Source organism: Litoribrevibacter albus, from assembly GCF_030159995.1.
In the GTDB taxonomy this organism is placed as follows: domain Bacteria; phylum Pseudomonadota; class Gammaproteobacteria; order Pseudomonadales; family Litoribrevibacteraceae; genus Litoribrevibacter; species Litoribrevibacter albus.
The window spans coordinates 108,508-130,830 of record NZ_BSNM01000014.1 but is presented as its reverse complement, the minus strand read 5'-3'; the positions used below and the strand labels follow the sequence as shown (position 1 = coordinate 130,830).

Below are 22,323 nucleotides of genomic sequence, written 5' to 3'. Positions count from 1 at the left end.
CTCCCATATTATTTGTTCTTTCTATTTCACTCGCGTTTAGATTACTTTTGGTTCAATTTCCAACTCCACCCCGAATACAGAGCTTACTTTTGCTTGAATTAAGCTCACCAAGGCAAACAAATCTCCTGAACTCGCATCGCCAGTTTTATTAACCAAAACTAATGCCTGCTTTTCATGAACACTCGCGCCACCTACAGATGCTCCCTTGAACCCCAGAAAATCAATCATCCAACCCGCCGCAAGCTTGTAATCATCACCATAAGGGAAGGCAACCAACTCGGGACATTTCTCTTTAATAGAATGAAATTTATCAGAGGTAACAATTGGATTTTTAAAGAAACTGCCAGCATTACCTAATTCAGCTGGATCAGGAAGTTTCTCAGAACGAATCTGACAAATCACATCAGAAATAATACGCGCCTTATCCTTCCCTTCATTCTGAGTTAATTCACGCTCAACCCGATGTTCAAGATCACTGTAATCCAACGAGAATGGACGATCCTTATTGAAGACAAAGTTGACCTTAAGAATAACTAAGTGAGCTTTATTACGTTTGAAGACACTGTCACGATAACCAAACCGACACTCTTCCCCTGTTAGCTGAACAACACTGTTCGACTGAGGATCAAAGCAAGTAACAGACTCAATAAACTCAGCAACCTCAACTCCGTAGGCACCTATATTTTGAACAGGACAGGCCCCTACAGAACCAGGAATCAAAGATAAGTTCTCCAGCCCTACTATCCCTTGTGACAAACAGAACTGAACAAAGTTATGCCAGTTTTCACCAGCCGATGCACTTACCCGAAAACCTTCAGTAAACTCTTCAACGTCGATACCCATAAGCGCAGGATGAACAATTAAGCCATCAAAAACTGAGCTCTTGAAGAGAACATTACTCCCCCCTCCAAGAACCAGATAATTCAAGTTTTGTTTCTGAATCAGGTCAAAGACAGCCTGAACTTGATCAATCGTTGTAGGCTCCACATACTGCCGAGCAACAGAAGGCAATCTAAAGGTATTAAGCGCCTTTAGGTTCTTATCTTTCTCAATAACTAACTGGGACACTAATTAAAGACCACTCTTCACATATTTCAGCAGTTGATCACAGGCATCCTCAACTAAGTCCAATACCTGCTCAAACCCTTTATCACCGCCATAATAAGGATCAGGGACATCCTCATCAGGCGCAATCGAACTAAAGCTCAATAATTTTTTAACCTTATGTTCCGAGCCTTTAGGACATAACTGCATCAAATTAGAATAGTTTTCACTATCCATCGCCAAGAGCAAATCAAAAGTATCAAAGTCCACTTCATTAACCTGACGAGCTCTAAGCCCGGAAAGATCATACCCTCGACGAAGAGCAAAGCTTTGTGAGCGCGAATCCGGGGACTTGCCTATATGCCACGCAGCGGTTCCGGCAGAATCAACCACCACTTTATGATCGATACGTGCATCAGCTACTAACTTTCTAAACACTCCATCTGCGGTTGGCGAACGACAGATATTCCCAAGGCATATAAACAAAACACTTAATTTTTCTTTATTTTTCAATAGCTTACCATTAATAAGAGACGCTTTCAAAGCGCGTAAAATCAGTAATACAGAACATTATAAATCAAATAGTTACAAATGTGTTTTACAACGGAAAATACAGAAAATTTAGCTCTTCTTATTCAAATACAGCGAACACAGAGGCACTCAACTTACTGTGCAACAGGAGAGCCCCAATAGTAGAAATAATCATTATCAATCACTGATTATTTCTAGAACTCTACTCCAATCTTCGGCCTCCACCACCCGATCCTCCAACGCTTGCCGCTCACCAATCACCGCCCCCACTTCGGATTCATACGCATTCGCTTTGGCGATAATACGTTGACACAATTCTTGTTTGTCTATCCCACGCGCATTGGCAATGGCATCGACCAGGGGCGTTTCCGTGGTTTTATCGAGAAACCAGGCGCGGGCCTGCTGTTCTTGCTTGTCCCACGATAACTGTTCGTAATCCGGGTATTGATCGCGAATGAATTTCAGCGCGTGTTCAGATTGCCGATTAATCAAACTCATCAACACGGGTTTCAGTTGTGTAACCAACGGCTCCACATACTCCGGCTCGGGCCGCAACTGCGCCCGTATCTGGTCGGGCGACTGCCCGCCCTGGTAAGCTTCGTTTTCAGAGGTGTCCGGATCGTCAGAAACAAACTGGCCGTCGTCGTCCCGTGCTCGCTCGACCGCCTCGGCGCGGGCCTCCAGTTCGGCTTGCTCAGCCAACCAGGCTTGATGATCCTCGAACCAGGCCCATCGTTCCGATTCCAGCCACAGTTCCAAATGCTTTCGCAGCGACACCACCGGGCGGCACTCAGTAAAGACCTGAATCACATCATCGAACGTTTTTCGGTCGGTAAAGACGCGGAGGGTTAATTCCCCGGTATCCGGGTCTGCGTGATAAAAATACGATTGCTCCATTATGCCGCCCCCTCTGGCCAGCCAATTGGCCCGATTCTATGTGTGCCGTACGATATTGATATTGCGTTCAAATCGGTTCCAAGGTTATCACCATCAGCAATTAACATCTGATTGTTGTCACCCCAAGATGTACCGTTATGAACCATCTGTTTATAGATAATTTCAATAAACAGTTGACCATTCTCAACCACTGGATACATCATCACTTTAAGTGCTGAATTTCCATTATTTGGCTGAATTAGGTTAAGCGGTTCGTGTTTTTGAATACCATGATCCACGTTTGTATCAAGTTTACCCCAGTCCGCTTCAGTAACAGTTAGATTGCGGTCAATTAATGCAGACTGGATCATTTTGACAGTCGGGTAAATCTCACCAGATGGATCAGAATTTTTATTAATCATCCCGAGTATTGATTCAAATAGAATGTTATTCCCATAACCCTTCCAGTTGATTGCAGTGACATCTTTGATACTGTCATAACCGCCCAAAACAGGCAGGCGGTTAACTGGGGTTGTGACTTTCGCGTGAGCAGTGTAAGTGATTACAGTCGTGTACACATCTAATTGAGAAGCATTCGGTGTTTCATTTTTGATTGGATCAATCGAATATGAAGAGTTTGTCCAATTGGCACCATTGTCGTTTGTATACTGACTAATCGCGTTAGAATAGAGCGCTTTACGTGTCAAAGATCTGGGTAACGATCCAGCGGTTAGGTCACGAATCCAAGCACCTATCCAGCCGTTTGTTAAATCAGATGTATTCTTGATGTTTGCTGGATCACCCATCACATCTATCATCGTAAATTCACCTGATACTGGGAGATCGGTAGTGTACGTCAAAATCACATGAGTCACTAATTCAGTATTAGTAATCGTGTCAGTTGAAATCCATCCGTCAACGCCTGTAGAACTGACGGTACTCGTTTGAACACTTCCGTCACTACGATATACGTGAAACATATCGCCGACTGTCGGAAGCAGCCCCATACCTGAACCAGTGATATAAATATTCTTACTAGATCCAGTGGCTGTTAAGCTACCTGCAAAAATTTCAGTTTTGACTAGGTATTCTTGACCCAGGAAATCACCTGCCAACAGTGCGGCTTTATCATCTCCGAATCGACTAAGCGATTTACCGCCCAACCGCATATCAATGACACCACCCTGTCCGTTTGCATAGATAGCGTCATAGAATTTACCATCCGGGCGACCGGATAAATTACCGGAAATATTACCCTTACCATTATTTTCCGTAACCTCAGTGAAGCACTGCGCGGCATTTGTCATGTTGAAACCTGCACTGTCATACCAAAGTCTGCCGTTATCAACATCACCACTCAAATTTCTAACACGTCCACACCCAAGCGAATTAAACGATGGGTGGTACACACCTTGATTTAGTCGACTAACCTGACCTAAAACCAGAGCATAACACTCACCGTCCACACCGGCTTTCGAATAATCACGACCATCACGAACAATATTACGGGTAGCAAAGACGCCATTATCAAACTCATCTACAACGGTCAAATCTGTACGATTATTTGTGTTATATAAACCTATAGAGGAATGATCTAATCTGTCGTCAAAATCCCCCTGTGGAGCAATCGGTTTAGTGATCGACCCTGTTGCTTGACGTAACAGTGAGTTTTGAGCATTACTCGCCGTACTTGATAAGAATCTCAGCTCACCATTTCCAACGCCATCAACCGTAAACTGACGCAAACACCACTGGTATAGTTTACCGTCTGAACCTAATTCAAAATTGTTCCACGGATCAGCGAGAACGACTGCCTGTTGCGCTTCAGACAAAGAATAATAATTCAAGCATTTACCAACTGAACCAGTATCCCCTTCAAACGCAGCATAATAGCTTGCTGGACGAGTCCCATTAGCAGTAGCAATACCATTCATCGTTGTCGCTTGAGATTGAATCAAGCCATTTGGATATACTTCATCACTCGCTATAGTTACTTCACGCTTGAACACTTCAAAGAGTGGTACGTCGTAACGCTTAGTCACGACTTTGTTAGTAGTGGTTTCAGCCGCAAACGCCGTAGCAGCATCCGCGTGTTGAACGACTGCACCTGTGGCACTGTCATAAGTTACTGTTCCATCCGGTGCATCAGAAAATTTTAGTTTAAATGCTGCTGGATCACCGAAACCATTCGCAGACAAATTAAACAGAATACCCGAGACATGAAGAACGGCATAATCAGTTTCAGAATCACCAGTCGCTGTTACTGATCGACCCATCCCGAGTACATTAGGGTCATCAAGAACAGAATATAAACCTTCTTTAATGGGGACATGAGTAGAGTCATCACGATGTTTACCAAGATGCACAAACCGCGACGCCCCGTACCGCTCTCGGTTGGCTTGGCGACGGACGGCAAATTCCACCGACGACGGAGCGGCGTGTTTCACCGCCTCCTGTGCTAACACGGCGTCCTGATCGATCAGCGCCTGTTCCATTGCCAGCATGTTACGATTGAACAAGGCCGCCGCCCCCAGGTCGGTGTCGTTCAGCAACGCCAGATTCTTCAACGCCGTAAAGTCGGTGGTGATGGCGTAGCTCACCCCCGCCAAATCACTGCCCTGATAAGCCGGACTGAACGTCAGTTGCGTGTTCGACGTGGCCGCCGTCACAGTCGCCACGTGCACCGATTGCCCAAACTGATTGAACACCAACAAATAATCGCCGTATTCGACGTTTCCGAGGAAGTTCGTTCCGCTGCCTGTGGCCGTGCTGGCCCCGCTGGAGATCGCCAGCGTGCCCTGATTGTATTGCGCCATAAAGAATCCGTTTAGAAGAAAAGAAACTGAAAGAAAGAGTGATCACATCGGGTTGATTTTGCCTGCCACCATCCACCAACAACTGCCCTCGCGAGCGTGACCGTTGGCCACATGGTGAATCGTGACTTTATTCGTGTTGGCGCTCATCCGAAATTCACTGGTACCGGCCAGCGCATCGGTACCCAGCACCCCGGAATAGGCCCCATAAACGGCATTCAGGGTTACCCCATAGAAGTTGTCCACCGCTGCACCGTGGGCCATGTTCAGCGAGGTTCCCATGATCAACACAAAACCACTGGCTTTGTCGTGCAACCGGGTTGGGAAACTCCCCTCCAATGAGAACACCGGCACCGTGCCCCAGTCGGCCGCAGTGCTTCCAGAGCCGAACTTATACATCAAGCGAGACACCGCCCCGACCAACTCCGCATTGATCGAGCTTTGCGGGTTGGCCAAGTTTTTGGCCGACGGCTGAATGTGAATCCCCCCTTGCGCGACATCCAAACCGATTTTTCCCGACGGCCCCAGCGCCTTTACCCCAACACCGTCGCCCGTGGTTTGCGACCCCTGAACCGCTGACGAACCTTGTTCACCACTGAAGTTAAAAAACGCCGCCGTTGCGTAGTCGTAAACCGACGACACGTTCATAGCTTGTTCACCCGAAGTGCTTACGCGCATCGCTCGGTGACCCGCTGGCGGCGTCAACGACAACACCGTGTTATGACCGTCGGACGTATCGAAACCAAACTGCGCCACCAAATAATTAGAGGCATTGTAAAACCGCAGTCGATTGTCTGAATCGTTGATCTCGACCCGCTCCCCGGTCGATGAAGTTTTTATGCTCGATGAGACAATTGTCGCGCCCTGCAAGGTCAGACTGTTACTTACTGGGTTCCAGTCGAACGACGCCGACCCTGAGCCAGTCAAATACAAGCGACCATCGGCCCCGATGTAGCTTTGCCAAGTCGAGCCGTTGTGGTAACCCATGTAATTGTTGTTTGCGAACAACCCAGGATTCCCATCCGGTGCGGGCAACATGCCATCCGCACCCGGCATCCCTGGCGCGCCGGGATCGCCCTGATCCCCTTTATCACCCTTGTCCCCTGGCAAACCCGGTGCCCCTGGATCGCCTTGATCCCCTTTATCCCCTGGCAAACCCGGTGCTCCTGGATCGCCTTGATCCCCCTTATCGCCAGCGTCGCCCTTATCCCCTTTCAGATCATCTTTGTTGTACACAAAGCCATCGGACAGCACTAATTCCGTCGCCTCGATACGCCCACGTAAAAACGCATTGCCCGCCGAATCGATGTAAAACGGAATGTCGTTACCGTCGGAAAAGTGGAAGATATAGGGATTTTCTTGGCCGGAATCCACCGCGCCTAATGTGGCTTTATACCCGCCATTATTGGTCTGAATGATCCCCTCGGAACCGAGCGCCACCGTGACATTGATGGTGCCCGCCGCAATCTTCGACGCCACCAGATACTCAATTTTGGTGGACGGAATCGCATCGTCGTTTAGATGCGTATCAATGAACGCCCGATCCACGTCCTTAATCGTCGCCCAATCGCCCAAGCCGTCAAGATCCGTGGTTTTAAGCTGTTGGGTTTTAATGGTGTATTCATTTGACAGAGCGCCATCGCCGAACACGTCGTACGCGACAAACCGGAAATAGTACGTGGTGTTTTGATTGAGACTGAGCGTCATGGACGCCGCCAACCCAGAGTAAGCCAACGTCGCATTACTGGCAGTGAATCCGGCTTGGTCACTGACGTACACCTTCACCCCAGATAAATCCAAATCATCAGGCATCGAGAACGCAAGCTGTACGGTGTTAAATCCAGCGGAAAGCTGCACGTTTTCCACCACCCCAGGCGACGGGTTACTGACCGAAATTTTAGCGGTACGCTGGCTGTAGCGGTTGTGCACCGAGCGCATCAGCACTTCAAGAGTGAACGCACGGCCCGCCCCGTCCTGAAGGTTCATTTCATGGGTATAGGTAAAGAAATTGTCAGTGGTTTCAATTTCGCGAAGCTGCACGCCCTGACTGTTAAAGACGCGCACCACATACGCATCAAAGTATTTATCCAGCGCGCCGTCATTCGCCGCGCCTTGGTTTAACGCCGACCAATCGTTATGGGACGTTTTACGCCACGCAAACACCGCATCCTTACCAGCGAACTCGGTGTTGTTGCCTTGGCCTTTCAGCTCCAACCCCGTCACGTTCGGCACTTGGATATACCCCTCGAACGCTTCCAGTTGAATACTGGCCGTCACGCCTTCTACACTGCGTTGGCCCGACTCAGACACGGAATACGCTCGCACTTCAATGACCTGCTGAGCATTGACCACCGACCACGCCAACGACGGATTGGCCGCACCAGTAACGTCATTCCACGCGCTGTCGCCCTGGTTTCGCCATTCCAGCACCGAATGCGAATAGATTGCACCACTCGTGGGCGGTGTAACAGTGGCGGTTAACGTTGTTAGATTCCCATCTTCGGTTTTCGGAGTATTAACTGACTGCGTTAACAGCACACCGACTGGGGCGTTTGGGCGATTACGCCACGAATCAGGGATTACTACCGGCGGGTAGACGCGCTGGGTGCCAACCTGCCAATTATAAATAGAAGGGTCGTATTCTTTAGCTGAGAAAGAACACGTACCATCATTATGCACCGTTTTTTCAGAGATTCTAAACAGCCGATTAGACCAGGCTAACACCTCATCGGTAATGGTAACGATATCACCCGGTTCAACTTCGATAGATTCTGGTTTTGCTTTGAATGCACACCCCAAACCTAACCGAGACCTAAGAAGAACTACTCTTGCAAGCTGCATTGCTTCGTAGGGATTGTTAATTGTCCGGCTGACAATCTCTTTGGTGTTCGGGATGTTATTATCGTTCGAAAGTAACGACTGATATTCCGCATCACTTTCAGGGTATACAACTTCGTCATCTGTATAACCATTTAGTGAGTTAACGAACTTAACAACTACTCGGTTGTGTTTGTCATTCGGACCAGCCTCACTGGTGGTAATCCCACCAATGATATTGTCTTTGTCGAACGAAAAACTTGATGTGCCAGATCCTTCGATACGCAAACCAAGTTTCCCTTGAATATCTATAGGATGCGCTCGCATTGATTGAAGCAACAATTGAACATTACTTTTAATGGTAGGTTCGGTCTTAATTACACCATTACATGTGAAAAGTGGATGATTCCCAGAGCCAGTGTAATGCTCCACAGAGCTGTCACATAATGCCTTGGCTGCGTTAAGATTACCCCAATTAAATGCGGAACCAGGCAACCCCATGCCATAACGTTTATTGGTTAGATACTCCGCGTAACATTCAACAGGGTTATCTGAGTATGCCCAGTTACCAAATAAACCGAATTCATTAAGGGCAGGGAAAACACGCCCGCGAATCCGAGCTTTAATGTTTGGCAAGCCTGTAAACGGTTGAGCATCATCATTCGCTGGATTAGATGCATACTCCATTTGAATGACACAATAAGCAACGTTATTAAGCTGGTGATCATCTGTCCACTCAGGCATTGTATTTGAGTGTTGAGCCGCAAGTGTTTTTAATAACGAACTTGCAGGTTGAGATTCGTACCCTAAGTGCCGCTCAATACCAATCCATGTTATATCACCAGTTACAAAGCGTGCATCATGCTCAGAGACATCATCAAAAAACACCTCCTCAATTCCATCAATAGGACCTTCACAGAATGAAGCAACAATAGTTAATACATCATTCTTATCATCGTCTCGGTCGGCATCCCAAGTGCCGGCATACACCGCATGAGCTCCAATGGTTTGCGTTCCATAAACAACTGGCAGCTTCTTTATCCCACCTTGAATCATAACCTCACGAGTAGGATCAGGCGTGGTAGGCATTTCAATATCAGGTACTAGCCAGTCCACCAGCTCTTTTGTTAATTCATCTGCGACCCAAATATGAGCAGACACAACAGGGTCGATAAGAAACTTGGCAGCTTTTTCTAATGACTTAAACGGATTATCAAAAAATCCCATCTATTTACTGCCCCATCGAATATTTAATGCCGTAGCAGGACAATGCTCAAACCCTTTATCTGTCGGATGCCAACGTTGTTGGCTTGCATTTGTTGTTTCAACGCCGTTCATCTTTTCAAACGCAGCCCACCAGCTAGCTGATGAAAATGAAATCGAAACATCTTGATTACCGCTCGAACTCGCACGTTTAGTGATAACACCGCTGAAAATAACAATAGAGCCAACCAGCAAACCGGAATCGTCTAAATAATGCCGGGTTAAAACCAATCGTTGATTTAGGTAGTGAGAGTCAGCCGCGAACGCGACAGCACGTAAGGCAGGATCGATAGCAGACAGAGTGACGGTAATTTCATTAGATCTAATTTCGGTCGTGCTTTTCGGCTCGCCAAATTGAATAAGGTCAGGACCAGACACATAGTTATTACCATCGTAAGAAACATCATGTGCCGAATCAGTAACACGAATGGCGCCGTTAGAGAGATTGATTTCAATTGTGTGGTAAAAGCGATGATTTTTCTTAAGAAGCGCACGAAGCAGGCTAGATAAAGACAGCATTAAACTACCTCAATACAATTGACTTGAACTCGAGTAATTAACCCTGGCTTCAAGCTGAACTCTTGCGTGTCTCGTTGAAGTTGTACTGTAAACGGCACGGCATCAATAATAACGATGGTCCCTGTGGTTATATCTGAAACGTGTAAAGCCGTATGAAGCTTAACTGTGGCTGTACCTGACGCGGAACTGGTGACGCTTTCAGTGATTTGATAAACCTTTGAGTGATTAGCAAATCGGATTAGATCACCCGCTTTAAAGCAATCCTCTACGTTTGCTTTTAATCGTCTTAGAACAACCGTTTTACTGTCCGTAACACTGGAAACCTCGACATTCGAATAGCCGTTGGCAATGCTAGCAACGCCACGCTTGTAAGAAACCTGCGGCACCACTACATCAAACGGCTGATACATGCCATCCAGAGAATTGATAAACGCCTGGACGGCTCGTAAGTCGTCGTATTCATAGTTACGAGTCGTAAATTCAATGGTCCAATACGAGACTTCACGAATTAACGACTGACGCTTACCTGACAGAGACTTATTGGTAACGGCTGGCTGCACATGAGCGACTGTTACCCCGCCCCACTCAACATTAGGAAACTGAGCCATTAGAACGCCCGCCCTCTGTCGTACTGCGCTTGAGAAACCATCGAAAGAATGAGGCCTCGATTGGCTAGCAAAGCCTCTTCGACACTACGTGAATCAAACGCGGTGATATTTACTTCTACTGCCTGTTGTGATTCGCCACCGTTAGAGCTTAGGAATTCGGTTAAATCCCGGTTTTGATTTGGAGATAAGACCCGCTCGCCCTTGTCCAACAAGTAGGTTGATTCGCTTGGAACGTAATCCATACCGCCGTGCGCAATACCCGCAATAGCCGCAACGTTTGCAGCAGACGCAACACCCACCATGCCAGCTAATACAAAGTTATAAGGGGGCGGTGCGGCTGTAAGCGCCTTGTTGGTGGCAACAATGCCGTCGATGGTGGCTTGAGTAATCGCAGCAGCCTTACCAATCGCTTTTAATTTCTTGTTCTCTGATTGTTGAAGTGTGGAAATCTTGCCAAAAGTTTGAGATAGCCCACTTAAGCGCTCTTCATTGCTCTTTTCATCCCAAGATTTTGCTTTCTTGAGATTCTTTTCCTTCTGATCCAATGTTCGCTTAGACTGAGCAGCTACATCCTCTGGCGATCCGATCAGAGCTTTAGTTGCACTCTCTGCCTGGACTCTAGAAGCCTCTTCTACATCAGAAAACCATTGCTTAACCGCATCGGACGGCATTGGTTCTGCAAGTTTGGCTTTAAATTTGTCAATTGCAGTAGAGGCCGCACTCTCAGCTTCTTGGATTGCAGTTGCATTAAATACCTCTGGCGGATCAAAGCTGGTCATGTCTTCCAATGTTGCCGCCATTTTTGCAGCGGTATCGGAATAATCAGACAGTGCAGATAAGGTCTCGCGAATAGGCCATGTAAGCGCCTTAAGGATCGATTCACCTGCATTGACCGCAATTCTGACAATGGCGTTTGAAACCACCATAAAACCGACTTTTAGTTCAGCCCAAACAACTTTCAACCCTTCAAAGATGACTTCCCACCCATGAAACGCATCAGCCACCAGCCCTGCACCGCTCACAAGGGTGTCGAATAAGATGTCAGTTGCCCGTTTAGCAAAGTTGGTTTCTGTGACGATTACCGTAAATCTGTCAGCCAGGTCTTTAACGTAAGGTGCCGCTTTTACAGCAATGGCATTACCTAAACCTGTAAAGGTTTTTTGAGCTTTATCAACCGCGTCATTTGCTAATTCGATTTTGGCGGCATCGATACGATCAACAGCCAAACCAAGAGCATCAGCCTCTTGCTGAAATGCCTCAAGCCCGTCGCTGCCTTGACGCAGAGTGTTAACAAGACCCACACCCTCAGAATCAAACAGCTTAAAAGCTAATCGCACTTTGTCGTTTTGGTTTGCCACGTTTTGCATGGCATCCGCAACTTGCTTGAACTGCTCGTCTGGTGATAACGCCGCCAGTTTTTGAGCATCTAGCCCCAATTCAGCAATTGCATTTTTTGCTTCACCGGTTCCTATTGCTGCCTCAGACACTCTGCGTGTCATTCTCTGCAGTGCAGTATCAAACTGCTCACCCACCATACCTGCTGTTTGCTCGGCAGCATGGCGTAACCCAACCAACGACTGAGTAGTCACACCCAGCTTGTCAGCGGTTTTAGCTAACGGATCAATCGACTTAAACGAAGACGCAGCTAATGCTGTCATAGCGCCAGCCGTTGCTACAGAAGCCGCTGCCACAGCCGCACCAGCAACCTTAACCGCACCAAATGCCCCTTTAGAGAATTTCGCAAAACGGCCGGCTTCTTTTTTAGATGCTTTCAGTTCTGACCGAAATCGAGCACTATTGGCTTCAATGTTCACTACCAGTGAACTAATGACGGATTTACCCATTCTGCTGACTCTGAATCTTCTTAAAGAGGGCTATTTGGCTTTCCACGCTTTGGGCCTTTGGTTTTGGCTTGACTGGCTTCTGCATGAAATCGGACGGGGTGAATGGCTTAACGTTTTTCGTTCTTTGAAGGTTTGCCAAGGTTGAGCAAACCAACCCTACGTGATAATCGTGAGTTTGGAAGCCCCAGGGCTCCATCAAGTAAAATGCTTGCCATTCGACCAACTCTTTGCTTGATAAGGTTTGTTCTAACTCACCGACGGTACGACCAAGACGAAGTGCTAACCGGAAAAGAAAGCGCCGCGCCTGGTCTTTAATTAGTTTTTTTCAAGCTCCTCTTCATTGGCCGGACCAATACCATTTAACTTGTTGATACGGTCATAAATACGCTCAATCACTTGTGGGTTCTTCTCTAACACCTGGTTAATCGCCTCATCACTGAATACGTCATCTCCGTTTTGATCAGACACCCCTAACACCAATGTTTTAGCCATCAGTAAGTAAGGAGTTTTCGTCACCAACTCTTCGTCCCGATACATGCTTGCGATAATGCCGCGCTTAGCTGCATTGAACTCATGAAGAACGAGAGTCACACCCCACTCTTCAACAGCCATTTCTTCTGTTTTAAGGTCATTCGCTGCAAGAATCTTATTTAGTACGCTCATTAGAGAATCTCTTTAAATGGATAAAAAAGCCCTCAAGAGAGGGCTAAAGGAGCTGGATGAGGAAGAACGATTAGCTGTAAGTATCGAAACTCAAATCACCGACAATTTTCAGACTAAAGCTGAAGCCTGCTTTGTCATCTTGAGCCGTTGCGATCGAGTAATTCGTAATAATTGCCAGGAACGTACAGTCAGTATTGTTTTGATCCGGCCATTGAATTCGGTAGTTACGTCGCGTACCTGCGTTTAAATCAGTTCGAATCTGGGTCTGTGAAGCTGCACCTGTAATCCAGTTACCAGATAACTGCAGTTCAGCCCCTTCTTTGAGTTTTCCTGCAATATACTCTTTGGTTGTACTGCCAAGATGGCTGGCATCTTTTAATTCAATGCTTTCAGATAGATCGCCAATATCTGAAATTTCAACTATCGGTGTGTATGTACCAGGGGTGGCGCTTTCTACACCAATGATGGTGCCCTGTGTATTAAACGCCTGTGTTGGATCATTAGAGGCAGTCATTGGTGTGTTAGGCATGATTAACCCTCGTAATATGCTGTAAGTTCAATGGTTCTTCGGTAGTGTTGTGTGGTTTGTTCGTAGTCTGAAGACTGTTCTTCAAACCGAATAAGCAAGACACGAACACCTGACTTCGTGCCTTTGTAATTTCTAAGTGCGCTAATAACTTCAGCAGCAACAAGACCAGCTTCTAGACTGTCTTCAGACCAGACATCAACTTGAATTAGTGCACGGTTGGTATAGCTGGCGCCCGTGATTGGTTGATCTGGTGTATCGGCTGGAACGAAATACGTTAATGCTGGATAAGTCGCATCGTTACCAAGCACATGATGTTGAATTCGATCATTAACAAGCGCAGTTAGGCCCGCCGACTCAGTGAGTAGCGTATAAATTGCTGTTTCAATCATGACTAGGTTTTTTCGATCAATTCTCGAACGCGCTTCTTGAAATTAGAGACAACCCGCCGGTAATTGTTTTGCAAGGCTGGCCGCATGAAAGGCCGCGCTTTGATGTGTCGGGTTCCGTATTCCAGGTGCAAAGCGTAGGTTGGCGAAGACTGTTTAACACCCGCCTCGGTGCTAATGGATGCCGTTCGTTTGGTAGGACCAATCTGAACCGTAACGTCGGATTTACTACCCGCCCGGCGACTATTAATGTTCACTACTCGGGACGTCATAGTGATCGCGTTTGCTAATGCCCCGCTTTTCTCGCCCCAATTCGTTTTAAGGCGCTGCAACATTTCAGACTTAACCGGCATGGCCGCTTCTCGTAATGCTTTACGCATAGTCTGGCCCTGAGTTTTTATGTCTAACTCTTTGAGAGCATCGTCCAGCTCTTTCAGCCCTTCTACGTTAAATTCGATATCCATTACGTTAGCTCCACGCATTCACACAGCATATATCGGTCACGCTCGTTTTCATTGATGACGGCTTCAACCTGGAATGTGCGGCCCTGGTACTGGATAAAAAACGCCGCATTAATGTTGGGGTTGTAGCGGATTCTTACGGTGTGGCTGATTTCAGACGTGTGCTTGTCTGACTCAACGTTTTCAGACGCTGAGCCAGGCTTGATATTGGCCCAAAGCGTTGCAACGGTTTCAAAGGCCGTGGACGTGCCGCCAATGGCATTTTTAACCGAGCTTTTCTTAACAAACGTGACTCGGTGGCGAAGTTGGCCCGCGCTCATACCGGGTGCCACCGATATTTATCAATTAGAAACCGGTAACTCATAGGCGCTTCTTTCAAACTGCGAACGGTGGTCGACTCCCTGTTCTCGTAGAAGTGCCCGGCTAACAGCTTACCTGCTGCTTTAATGGTTTCATTTACAATCAAGGCGTTTTCAGTTGCTTCTGAATCTGCATCAAGTGCGGCTTGATCTGCATAAAGCTTACGATTTAGATCAGCTTCAACCACCTCAGAGACCATCGTACACAATGAGGACAGGTATCCATCCTCATCATTGCCATCAATCCGAAGATGCGTTTTTAACTCGTCTAGAGAGAGCATTACGCGTCTTCGTCCTTCGGCTTATCGACAGCCTTGATGGTTTTAACAAACTTATTTTCGGTCGCATATTTAAGAGTGTTTTCTGGTAACGATTCAAATTGCTGACCTTGTGTGTAGTCCGTAACGATCGCGCCATTCTCGCTGAAACGAAAGTCTTTTGTGATCTCATGAGCCACAGTAATATCTCCAAACAAAAAGAGCCCCGAAAGGCTCTCTTAGTGAATTAAATCCTAAAATTAAGCAGCGACTTTCAGGAACTTAACGGCGTTAGAATCCACCAGCATACCACCCACACGCTTAGTCGTGTAGAAATGCACGTATGGCTTATTAGTGAACGGATCACGAAGAGCTCGCGTTCCCAGACGATCAACAATGTAATACGCTCGCTGGAAGTTACCAAAAGCAATCGCATTAGCGTTCGCCGCGATATCTGGCATGTCTTCGTTTTCAACCAGTCCATAACCACCCAATGTAGACGGTTGACCAGCTTCTAAACCTGGGCGCCAGAGGTAGTTTCCTTGCGAATCTTTCAGAACCATGATTTCACCAAGTGAATTGGTGTTCATCATGTAAGACGCGCCAGCCCGATAAGCCGCACGCATTAGATAAGGGAATTTCTTGATATCGTCGGCTGCAATAACACCGGATGAACCAGAAACTTTGTGCTGAATTTCACCAAAAGTACGTGTTGCATCGTTATTCAATGATGTCGCATAAGCCAACAAACCTTTAGGTTTTTTAAGACCATCACCCGAAGTGAATGCGGTATTTTCTGCGGCGGCAAACTCATATCGCACTTCTTCTGATAACCAGGCTTCCGCATCAAAGAAAGCGTCGTCTAACATAGTTTGTGTCGCACCGGGATTGGCGTAAATCTCACCCATAAACGGGGTTACTTGCGCCAATTGTGGTGTTCCTGTGCCTGGACGGGAATCTTCTTCCCCTACCCAACCAGTAGCAGCACCGTGCTTATTAATTAGTTTTTTGTAGTCTGCACTGGATACCGTGATCACACGACACACTTGCCGCATAGGACTAGCATCACGCAATAGAGAAGAAATTTCACGATCCAGTTCTTCAGGTACAGCAAACCCACCATCGGCATCAGCTGTGGTATTCAATGCCTTCTGTTCAAGATCGGCCAAACCAGTATCATCCCCTTTACGCATAAACTTCAAGAATCCAGCTTTATGCGCTTCTGCTTCAGGAGATTTGGAGTGATTAGAACCGATGCGGTTCTGTTTGGTTTCAAGCGCTTCGAGATTGGTTTTAATCTCTTCCAGCTCTTTCAACTTGCTTTGTAATGAATCGACTTTATCAGCCAGCGCTGATTTCTCGGACTCAACACCGTCAATACGCTTATCGTTTTTGGTTTTGAATTCTTCAAAAGCGCTTTGCAGCGCCCCTGTAACTTCTTTAATTTCTGCAGCGACATCTGTCATATCATTCACCTTTAATTATGGATGTAAGAGATTTAAGTGCCGATAAATCCGGCGCGGTGGTATCTGCGTCGCGCAGAGCCTTGTAGCCATTGGCCATAAAAGCCTTTGACTGAGATCGTGAAAATCCAGCGTCTCGCAGGAATTTCTCTACTAATGAAGGTTTTGGAAGTTCGCCCTCTCTGAAAGCGGCCTTCACATCATTAATTCGAGATTCATCATTTGAAGGAAAGGTTACTAATGAGACTTCCCATAGTTCGATATCTTTGAGCAGCCAAGCCCCTTTTTCAGAGCTCCATTCCTCATCAATAATGTTGTAACCGATAGAAAGGCCTGAAATGCTCTTTGCTTTAAGATGAGCATGAGCACGCTTAGCTAGTTGGTCGTCATCAACTAACAAGCGCCCTTCGACATAGAGTCCTTTCTCATCTTCTTTCATGACTGTGTAGACACCAATCGGCTCATTCATGTTATGCATCCACAACATAGCCGGTAACGATGCTTTTTCAGTCCACCTCTCAAGCGTATTCTTGAATGCACCAGGCAAGACAATATCTGAATGACTGTCTTTGACCCCAAACACAGAGGCATAACCGGAAAACTCACCAGTATCAGAGACAGACTTAATTTCTAAGTTAAAGCTTTTATTCTTGAGCATTGTTGCTGCCTTCTTTAATGGGCTTGCCGTCATGGGCCATGTTGAGCGGTGTTAGATATACGTCCCCGCCATCACGCGGATTCATGTCTTCCAATTCACGAATTTCGTTAGGGCTTAAGGCCCCTGCTTGCTGCAGTTTTGTATAGAACTCACCACGAGACTTGATATCACCACGAAGTAGCGCGTTGGCGTTGAACTTAAAATATTGATTAGAGGTAGGCTTAAGCAGTGATTTTGCTAATCGATGTTCAATCCTCGTCATGAACGGCATAAGAGCCGACTGAACAAAATCTAAGGATTGGTGTTCGATATTGGAAAAAGTCGCTCGCTCAAGGTCTGCAATCATGTGCGGCGGCACCCGGAACATTCCGCATATCTCGGCTCGCTGAAACTTTCGCGTTTCTAAGAACTGGGCGTCTTCAGCAGACAATGAAATTTGATGCCACTTTAAGCCACCTTCCAGAATCAGAGGCTTGTGTGCACCTTCACTATTGAAGGTGTCCAACTGATCTTTTAGGCGGTTGTATTGCTCATCTTTTAGAGTTTGGTCAGTTTGAAAGCCACCACCCGGGTGAGCACCGTTTTTAAATAAGCGCGAACCATGATCTTCAGTTGCTTTAGCCAATCCTAAGCCGTTTCTGCACCACTGAATCGGCCCTAACCCATTAACACCATCGACACTAAACAACCGGATATGCAGAATTTCATTTTGACTCAGTGTTCGCTTTATTTTGTTTGGAAAGGTGACTTCGTATTCAATGGTCCAGTCATCGTTAATGATCGGCTTGACAGCATCCGGATTCAGAGGCAGCAATTCTCTTGGCTCACCACGAACCTTGTTAACATAGCTATAATGATTCCCGCGCAAGCAAAGATGCGTAACCACACACTCTTTCCACTCTTGAGCGGTCATGAAGTCATTCGGACCATTACGCAGTAAATTAGCCAACCTGACGCCTGAAACTAAGTTCTTACTGCCGCCTACCTCTTCATACAGTCGTAGAGGCAACATACCGATTGACTCAGCCAGTACACGAACACACATAAAGACAGTGCCAATCTGCATGGCATTACGAGCATTGATTTCCACGCCCGACGTACTCATACTCCAACCGCCTAATGCAGAGGCCAGCTTTTCTGATGTGTCTATGATATCGGCGTTCTTCGCCCTGGTAATTTGTAAACCGAATAGCTTCATAGGAACCTAATTTGCGGCGCGGCGGTTTCACCAGAGTGGCAAAGTGCGCGATTCATAGCGGTAAATAACGCGACCATGCCGTCAATCTTGTTATCCGGATGGTCTTTGTTCGGGAATATGTTTTCGTTCTTGTCGATCTTGGCTACCACATTGGACGCCATCCAGTTCAGAACTGGGTTGTCGTTGTGATGTAATTTGCCAGAGAGAACCAATGCTTCGACTTCTTTCATTGATTCAGAGAAGTTCTTGACCGTTTGAGGCACCTCTACCATTGGCGCCCCATCTTCAACTAACCGAACGGCCAATTGAGTAGACCCCCACGGATCAAACGCGACTTCTTGAACGTCGTGTTCGGCTAATAGGTCTCGCAGATCACTTTCAATGTACTCATGATCAATAATGTTCCCGGGTGTCAGGGTTAGATATCCCGACTCGGCCCACGACTGGTACATATTGCCAATCGATTTGGACTTGTTATGAATCTGGTCTTCAGGAAGATAGAACTTGCACTTTAGGTGCTTAGTTCCGTCTGAATGACAGAACAGCATGACCAATGCAGCCACATCCAACTTATTAGCCAAGTCAAGGCCGATAAAACAAGGAAGCTGGCTAATATCTATCGTGGATTTAGGGCAACGATCCCATCTATCCATATCTAACCAAGCGGTTTCAGCCTGAACCCAAATGTTTAAATGCTTGGTTAGGAAGTTATTACGTGCTGTTGGCATTTCAGCGGCTTTCTTTGCCAAGCGCCGCATGTCGTCAATCTTTTTACTAACCCCTAAATTCGGGTTAGCCTTGATCCAATTGGCCTCATCTTGCCAATCGTCATCTTCATCCAGGGTGTAGATAATTCCAAAGTACGTGTCGTCTTCAACCTGTCCATTCAGGACTTTAGTTAAGTACGTTCTTTGCTCGTAACAAATGCCATGCTTGTTACTGCCAGCAGTGGTAATCGCAATGATTAAGGGTTGTTCACGGGCGCCGGTCGCCGTTTCAAGTACATCCCACACATCACGGGTTTTGTGCGCATGTAATTCGTCAACAATCCCGCAATGAATATTCAAACCATCCAGAGTATTAGCATCTGAGCTGAGCGGTTCAAACTTGGACGCTGAATTGATGTGATGGATGTTGTTTTTGTGGACGCCTAACCGCTTATTAAGCGCAGGTGACTTACGAACCATCACCTCAGCGTCAGCGTAAACAATGCGCGCTTGATCTCGGGTGGTAGCAGCACTGTAAACCTCAGCACCACCCTCACCATCAAAGGCCAGCATGTAAATGCCTAATCCACTGCTCAGAGTCGATTTAGCATTTTTCCGAGCCACTTCGATGTACGCTGTTCTAAATAGGCGCTTGCCAGTAGCCGCTTCTTTCCAACCAAACAGGTTGGCAATAATAAAGGATTGCCAGGGCTCTAACTCAATCTGTTGCCCAGCCAAGGCACCTTTCACATGAGTCGTGAACAGCGGGTAAAAATCTAACGCATGCTGGGCATCGTCTCTATCGAAGAATATTCCCCGAGCTACGCCACCTTCCAAGTCACGGTTAAAACGTTCACAGGCTTTATTAACCCAGTGACAAGCGACAATAGCGCCATTAATTACATCATTAGCGTACTGAATTGCATCATTAACCGATGCACTGTTGTGTTCCATCAAGAGCGTTTACGATTTAAAAACTCTTCTAGTGGATCAACTTCTTCAGGCTTGTTGGTTTGCAGCTTTGTCCGGCTGGCCGGAGTTAAGCCGAACTCCCCCATCATCGCCTTTAGACGTTTCCACGCATCAGATGCCATTGCTACTTCAGGCCTTGCTTTGTAGACAAGCTCACCCGCCATGCTGGTTGTTTGATAGGTCCGGCCTTCTTTTTCAACCACTTTTCGACAATCGCGCCATTCTGCATACGCATCACACATCAGTTCCAGTGCGACACCATCGGCAATGGTTAGAACACCCATGTTCTCCAAAAGATCACACAAGCCACGAAACGCTGTTTTTGCTTTTGGGCTCAGATGAGCCGGGACTTTAGGCCGCTTAACCTCTGGCTTTGGTTCGTTCTTATTTAACGGACGCTTGCCCGCGTTACCCGTCACAACTTTTAGAGCTGTCGGCTTTGCTGGTCTTGCCATAATTCGTCCAAAAAAAAGTTTTGAGTTTCGCGGGTGTGCATAAATGACTTGGGCGGCGGTCTAGGTCTAAAAGGGTGTAGAGATTTACACCCCCCTCCCCCTACCAAAGCCACCATCTTCAGTAGCTGTTTTAATATCGTGATGACGCTTACAAAGCGGTTGCCAGTTGGCTCGATCCCAGAACAAAGCCATATCACCTTTATGCGGGATAATGTGATCAACTACAGTAGCACTGATGGTTAAACCTTCTGCATGACAGTGTAGGCATAGCGGATTGTTTCTTAGGAAACCAAGACGAGCTTTCTGCCATCGAGACCCATAGCCACGCTGGGCTGCTGTGCCACGCTGCTTGTCGATAGTCTCTTGATGAAGTGCCTTATGGTCAGAACAAAAGCGCTGGCCACGCTCGACTACCTCTTTACAACCAAACTTAGAACAAGGTTTCTTTGCGGCATTTGGCATATTCAATCATCCTGCTTCAGTTATACTTGCAATACCTATATACCCAAAAGAACTACCATCTTGAACAGCAACCTGAATACCATTCGACCTGAGATTCGCGCCGGTAACATTATTGAAGTAAACCTGACCAGGCGGACTTAATTCAGCATCTAGCGCCAAAGTAATGCCATCAACAGTGTACTCACTAACCTTTGTGCCTGTATCAGACTTTCGGCTTGCAGTTACTCCTACCGTGTATAAACCAGCATCATCAAGTGGCAGTCCGCTTAAATCGACATAAATCGTATCTGAGGAGGTGATATATAGACTGTCTTTTAGGCATTCATCATTAAATAGTGACGCCGTATCATTACCTATATCTGCGGTATTTCCTCGGCCTGACGTGTTGGTTCCATAGGCACCGGTTACCGTTACCGACGAACCCACAATTTTTGAGTAATCCGAGTTTCTAAGATCGAAAATTGTTCCATTCGCGTCGATGGAATTCAATTGGGATCGGTATTTAAGTAGAGCACCAGCCCCGAACTCTATTACCAAATCTTTAACAATGCTCGTCTCTACTGCTACAGGCTTTATGTATGCTTTGGATTGTACGACTAGATATTGTCGTATTTTTTCTTCTAGTACTGCACCTGGATGAATTCCATCCGTTTCTATATCTACCTGATTATCAAATGTGAACTGCTGTAAGAACCAATCTACGTCGTTGTACTCTGACTGCAATTGATACATAAAAGCATCGTTATACGGCTGCGAAGGATTCGAAGCAGGGGGCACTCGATAAGAAATGTCACTCATCATTATCTTAAAACCGGCACTCTTAATGTCTGATAACATTGAGCGCATGTTAGCTTCCATTGTATCTGCCCCACCAGGGAACGGCCCGTCTCTTGAGACATCATTCCCGCCCCAATGAATTACAAATAACGTCCGTGCCGCGATTGATTGGAACTCGGTAATAACGGCGGGCAGCTTAGCTAACATTTGAGTGGTATCATCTCCACTGGTCGCTCTTTCAAAAACATCAACAAAAATGCCGGCGTCTAAAAATTTAGACACCGTATCTTCTGAATCGGAAAACGATTGCTCCATAATTGACGCGCCAAAAATGACGACAGTATCAATATCCAGCATTGAAAAAACTGATTTTGACAATCTTGAAACCAGAGGGCTGACCAATGCCCGAACCAAAGACATTACGCAGCCACCGTTGCATCACCGGTAAGTTTCCACTTAAACAAGCAAATATCCATTGATATTGACTTTACATCATTATCAGTAAATACAGCATCAGAGCATTTAACCCAGCCTTGATTAGCCTCTTTTTTGATATACAGCTCTGCAGAACCAACGCCAACATTAATGGTAAAAATAATTGGCCCGCCTGAATGGCTGTATTGCTTATCGTGCTCTAACAACATGCCATATTTCCTTAATT

24 protein-coding genes are annotated in these 22,323 nt (G+C 46.5%); all 24 read right to left on the bottom strand.

The window, feature by feature from the left end; genetic code table 11:
• Positions 1–36: 36 nt before the first annotated feature.
• The 24 genes from murB to QQL66_RS10765 all read right to left on the bottom strand — a co-directional run bounded on the left by murB (position 37) and on the right by QQL66_RS10765 (position 22,306).
• On the bottom strand, positions 37–1,068 hold the full coding sequence (murB, locus tag QQL66_RS10875; RefSeq protein WP_284381359.1) for a UDP-N-acetylmuramate dehydrogenase: 1,032 nt from the start codon (positions 1,066–1,068) through the stop codon (positions 37–39).
• A gap of 3 nt (positions 1,069–1,071) precedes the next feature.
• Positions 1,072–1,557, bottom strand: a complete 486-nt coding sequence (locus QQL66_RS10870) for a low molecular weight protein-tyrosine-phosphatase (RefSeq protein WP_284381358.1) — start codon at positions 1,555–1,557, stop codon at positions 1,072–1,074.
• A 195-nt stretch (positions 1,558–1,752) separates the two neighbouring features.
• Positions 1,753–2,472 (bottom strand): hypothetical protein, encoded by a 720-nt coding sequence (locus tag QQL66_RS10865; RefSeq protein ID WP_284381357.1) that lies wholly within the window; start codon positions 2,470–2,472, stop codon positions 1,753–1,755.
• Positions 2,472–5,267: a hypothetical protein gene (locus tag QQL66_RS10860; RefSeq protein ID WP_284381356.1), complete on the bottom strand. Its 2,796-nt coding sequence runs from the start codon at positions 5,265–5,267 to the stop codon at positions 2,472–2,474. The genes QQL66_RS10865 and QQL66_RS10860 overlap by 1 nt, the downstream gene beginning before the upstream one ends.
• 42 nt (positions 5,268–5,309) lie before the next feature.
• Positions 5,310–9,308 carry a phage tail protein gene (locus QQL66_RS10855; RefSeq protein ID WP_284381355.1) on the bottom strand — a complete coding sequence of 1,333 codons (3,999 nt, stop codon included), beginning with the start codon at positions 9,306–9,308 and terminating at the stop codon, positions 5,310–5,312.
• Positions 9,309–9,863, bottom strand: coding sequence for a hypothetical protein (locus tag QQL66_RS10850; protein WP_284381354.1), 555 nt, complete (start codon positions 9,861–9,863; stop codon positions 9,309–9,311).
• A complete protein-coding gene (locus QQL66_RS10845; protein ID WP_284381353.1) occupies positions 9,863–10,471 on the bottom strand; it encodes a hypothetical protein in 609 nt (202 codons plus the stop codon). Before QQL66_RS10845 ends, QQL66_RS10850 begins: the two co-directional genes overlap by 1 nt.
• Positions 10,471–12,315, bottom strand: coding sequence for a hypothetical protein (locus QQL66_RS10840; RefSeq protein ID WP_284381352.1), 1,845 nt, complete (start codon positions 12,313–12,315; stop codon positions 10,471–10,473). Before QQL66_RS10840 ends, QQL66_RS10845 begins: the two co-directional genes overlap by 1 nt.
• Positions 12,308–12,538 (bottom strand): phage tail assembly protein T, encoded by a 231-nt coding sequence (locus QQL66_RS21260; protein ID WP_431356911.1) that lies wholly within the window; start codon positions 12,536–12,538, stop codon positions 12,308–12,310. The genes QQL66_RS10840 and QQL66_RS21260 overlap by 8 nt, the downstream gene beginning before the upstream one ends.
• Positions 12,539–12,630: 92 nt before the next feature.
• Positions 12,631–12,978, bottom strand: coding sequence for a hypothetical protein (locus QQL66_RS10835; protein WP_284381351.1), 348 nt, complete (start codon positions 12,976–12,978; stop codon positions 12,631–12,633).
• A 70-nt stretch (positions 12,979–13,048) separates the two neighbouring features.
• On the bottom strand, positions 13,049–13,507 hold the full coding sequence (locus tag QQL66_RS10830) for a phage tail tube protein (RefSeq protein WP_284381350.1): 459 nt from the start codon (positions 13,505–13,507) through the stop codon (positions 13,049–13,051).
• Between the two features lie 2 nt (positions 13,508–13,509).
• On the bottom strand, positions 13,510–13,896 hold the full coding sequence (locus tag QQL66_RS10825) for a DUF3168 domain-containing protein (RefSeq protein ID WP_284381349.1): 387 nt from the start codon (positions 13,894–13,896) through the stop codon (positions 13,510–13,512).
• 2 nt (positions 13,897–13,898) lie between these two features.
• Positions 13,899–14,357, bottom strand: a complete 459-nt coding sequence (locus QQL66_RS10820; RefSeq protein WP_284381348.1) for an HK97-gp10 family putative phage morphogenesis protein — start codon at positions 14,355–14,357, stop codon at positions 13,899–13,901.
• Positions 14,357–14,674: a phage head closure protein gene (locus QQL66_RS10815; RefSeq protein WP_284381347.1), complete on the bottom strand. Its 318-nt coding sequence runs from the start codon at positions 14,672–14,674 to the stop codon at positions 14,357–14,359. Before QQL66_RS10815 ends, QQL66_RS10820 begins: the two co-directional genes overlap by 1 nt.
• Positions 14,671–14,994: a head-tail connector protein gene (locus QQL66_RS10810; protein ID WP_284381346.1), complete on the bottom strand. Its 324-nt coding sequence runs from the start codon at positions 14,992–14,994 to the stop codon at positions 14,671–14,673. The genes QQL66_RS10815 and QQL66_RS10810 overlap by 4 nt, the downstream gene beginning before the upstream one ends.
• Positions 14,994–15,170, bottom strand: coding sequence for a hypothetical protein (locus tag QQL66_RS10805; protein WP_284381345.1), 177 nt, complete (start codon positions 15,168–15,170; stop codon positions 14,994–14,996). The genes QQL66_RS10810 and QQL66_RS10805 overlap by 1 nt, the downstream gene beginning before the upstream one ends.
• Positions 15,171–15,230: 60 nt before the next feature.
• The gene (locus tag QQL66_RS10800) at positions 15,231–16,436 is read right to left on the bottom strand and encodes a phage major capsid protein (RefSeq protein ID WP_284381344.1); all 1,206 of its coding nucleotides are present in this window, start codon (positions 16,434–16,436) and stop codon (positions 15,231–15,233) included.
• A 1-nt stretch (position 16,437) separates the two neighbouring features.
• Positions 16,438–17,091, bottom strand: coding sequence for an HK97 family phage prohead protease (locus QQL66_RS10795; protein WP_284381343.1), 654 nt, complete (start codon positions 17,089–17,091; stop codon positions 16,438–16,440).
• Positions 17,078–18,289 carry a phage portal protein gene (locus QQL66_RS10790; RefSeq protein ID WP_284381342.1) on the bottom strand — a complete coding sequence of 404 codons (1,212 nt, stop codon included), beginning with the start codon at positions 18,287–18,289 and terminating at the stop codon, positions 17,078–17,080. The genes QQL66_RS10795 and QQL66_RS10790 overlap by 14 nt, the downstream gene beginning before the upstream one ends.
• On the bottom strand, positions 18,286–19,950 hold the full coding sequence (locus QQL66_RS10785) for a terminase large subunit (RefSeq protein ID WP_284381341.1): 1,665 nt from the start codon (positions 19,948–19,950) through the stop codon (positions 18,286–18,288). The genes QQL66_RS10790 and QQL66_RS10785 overlap by 4 nt, the downstream gene beginning before the upstream one ends.
• Positions 19,950–20,423: a phage terminase small subunit P27 family gene (locus tag QQL66_RS10780; protein ID WP_284381340.1), complete on the bottom strand. Its 474-nt coding sequence runs from the start codon at positions 20,421–20,423 to the stop codon at positions 19,950–19,952. Before QQL66_RS10780 ends, QQL66_RS10785 begins: the two co-directional genes overlap by 1 nt.
• An 84-nt stretch (positions 20,424–20,507) precedes the next feature.
• Positions 20,508–20,885: an HNH endonuclease gene (locus tag QQL66_RS10775; protein WP_284381339.1), complete on the bottom strand. Its 378-nt coding sequence runs from the start codon at positions 20,883–20,885 to the stop codon at positions 20,508–20,510.
• Positions 20,886–20,891: 6 nt separating this feature from the next.
• Positions 20,892–22,082: an SGNH/GDSL hydrolase family protein gene (locus QQL66_RS10770; RefSeq protein ID WP_284381338.1), complete on the bottom strand. Its 1,191-nt coding sequence runs from the start codon at positions 22,080–22,082 to the stop codon at positions 20,892–20,894.
• Positions 22,082–22,306: a hypothetical protein gene (locus QQL66_RS10765; protein WP_284381337.1), complete on the bottom strand. Its 225-nt coding sequence runs from the start codon at positions 22,304–22,306 to the stop codon at positions 22,082–22,084. Before QQL66_RS10765 ends, QQL66_RS10770 begins: the two co-directional genes overlap by 1 nt.
• Positions 22,307–22,323: the final 17 nt, after the last annotated feature.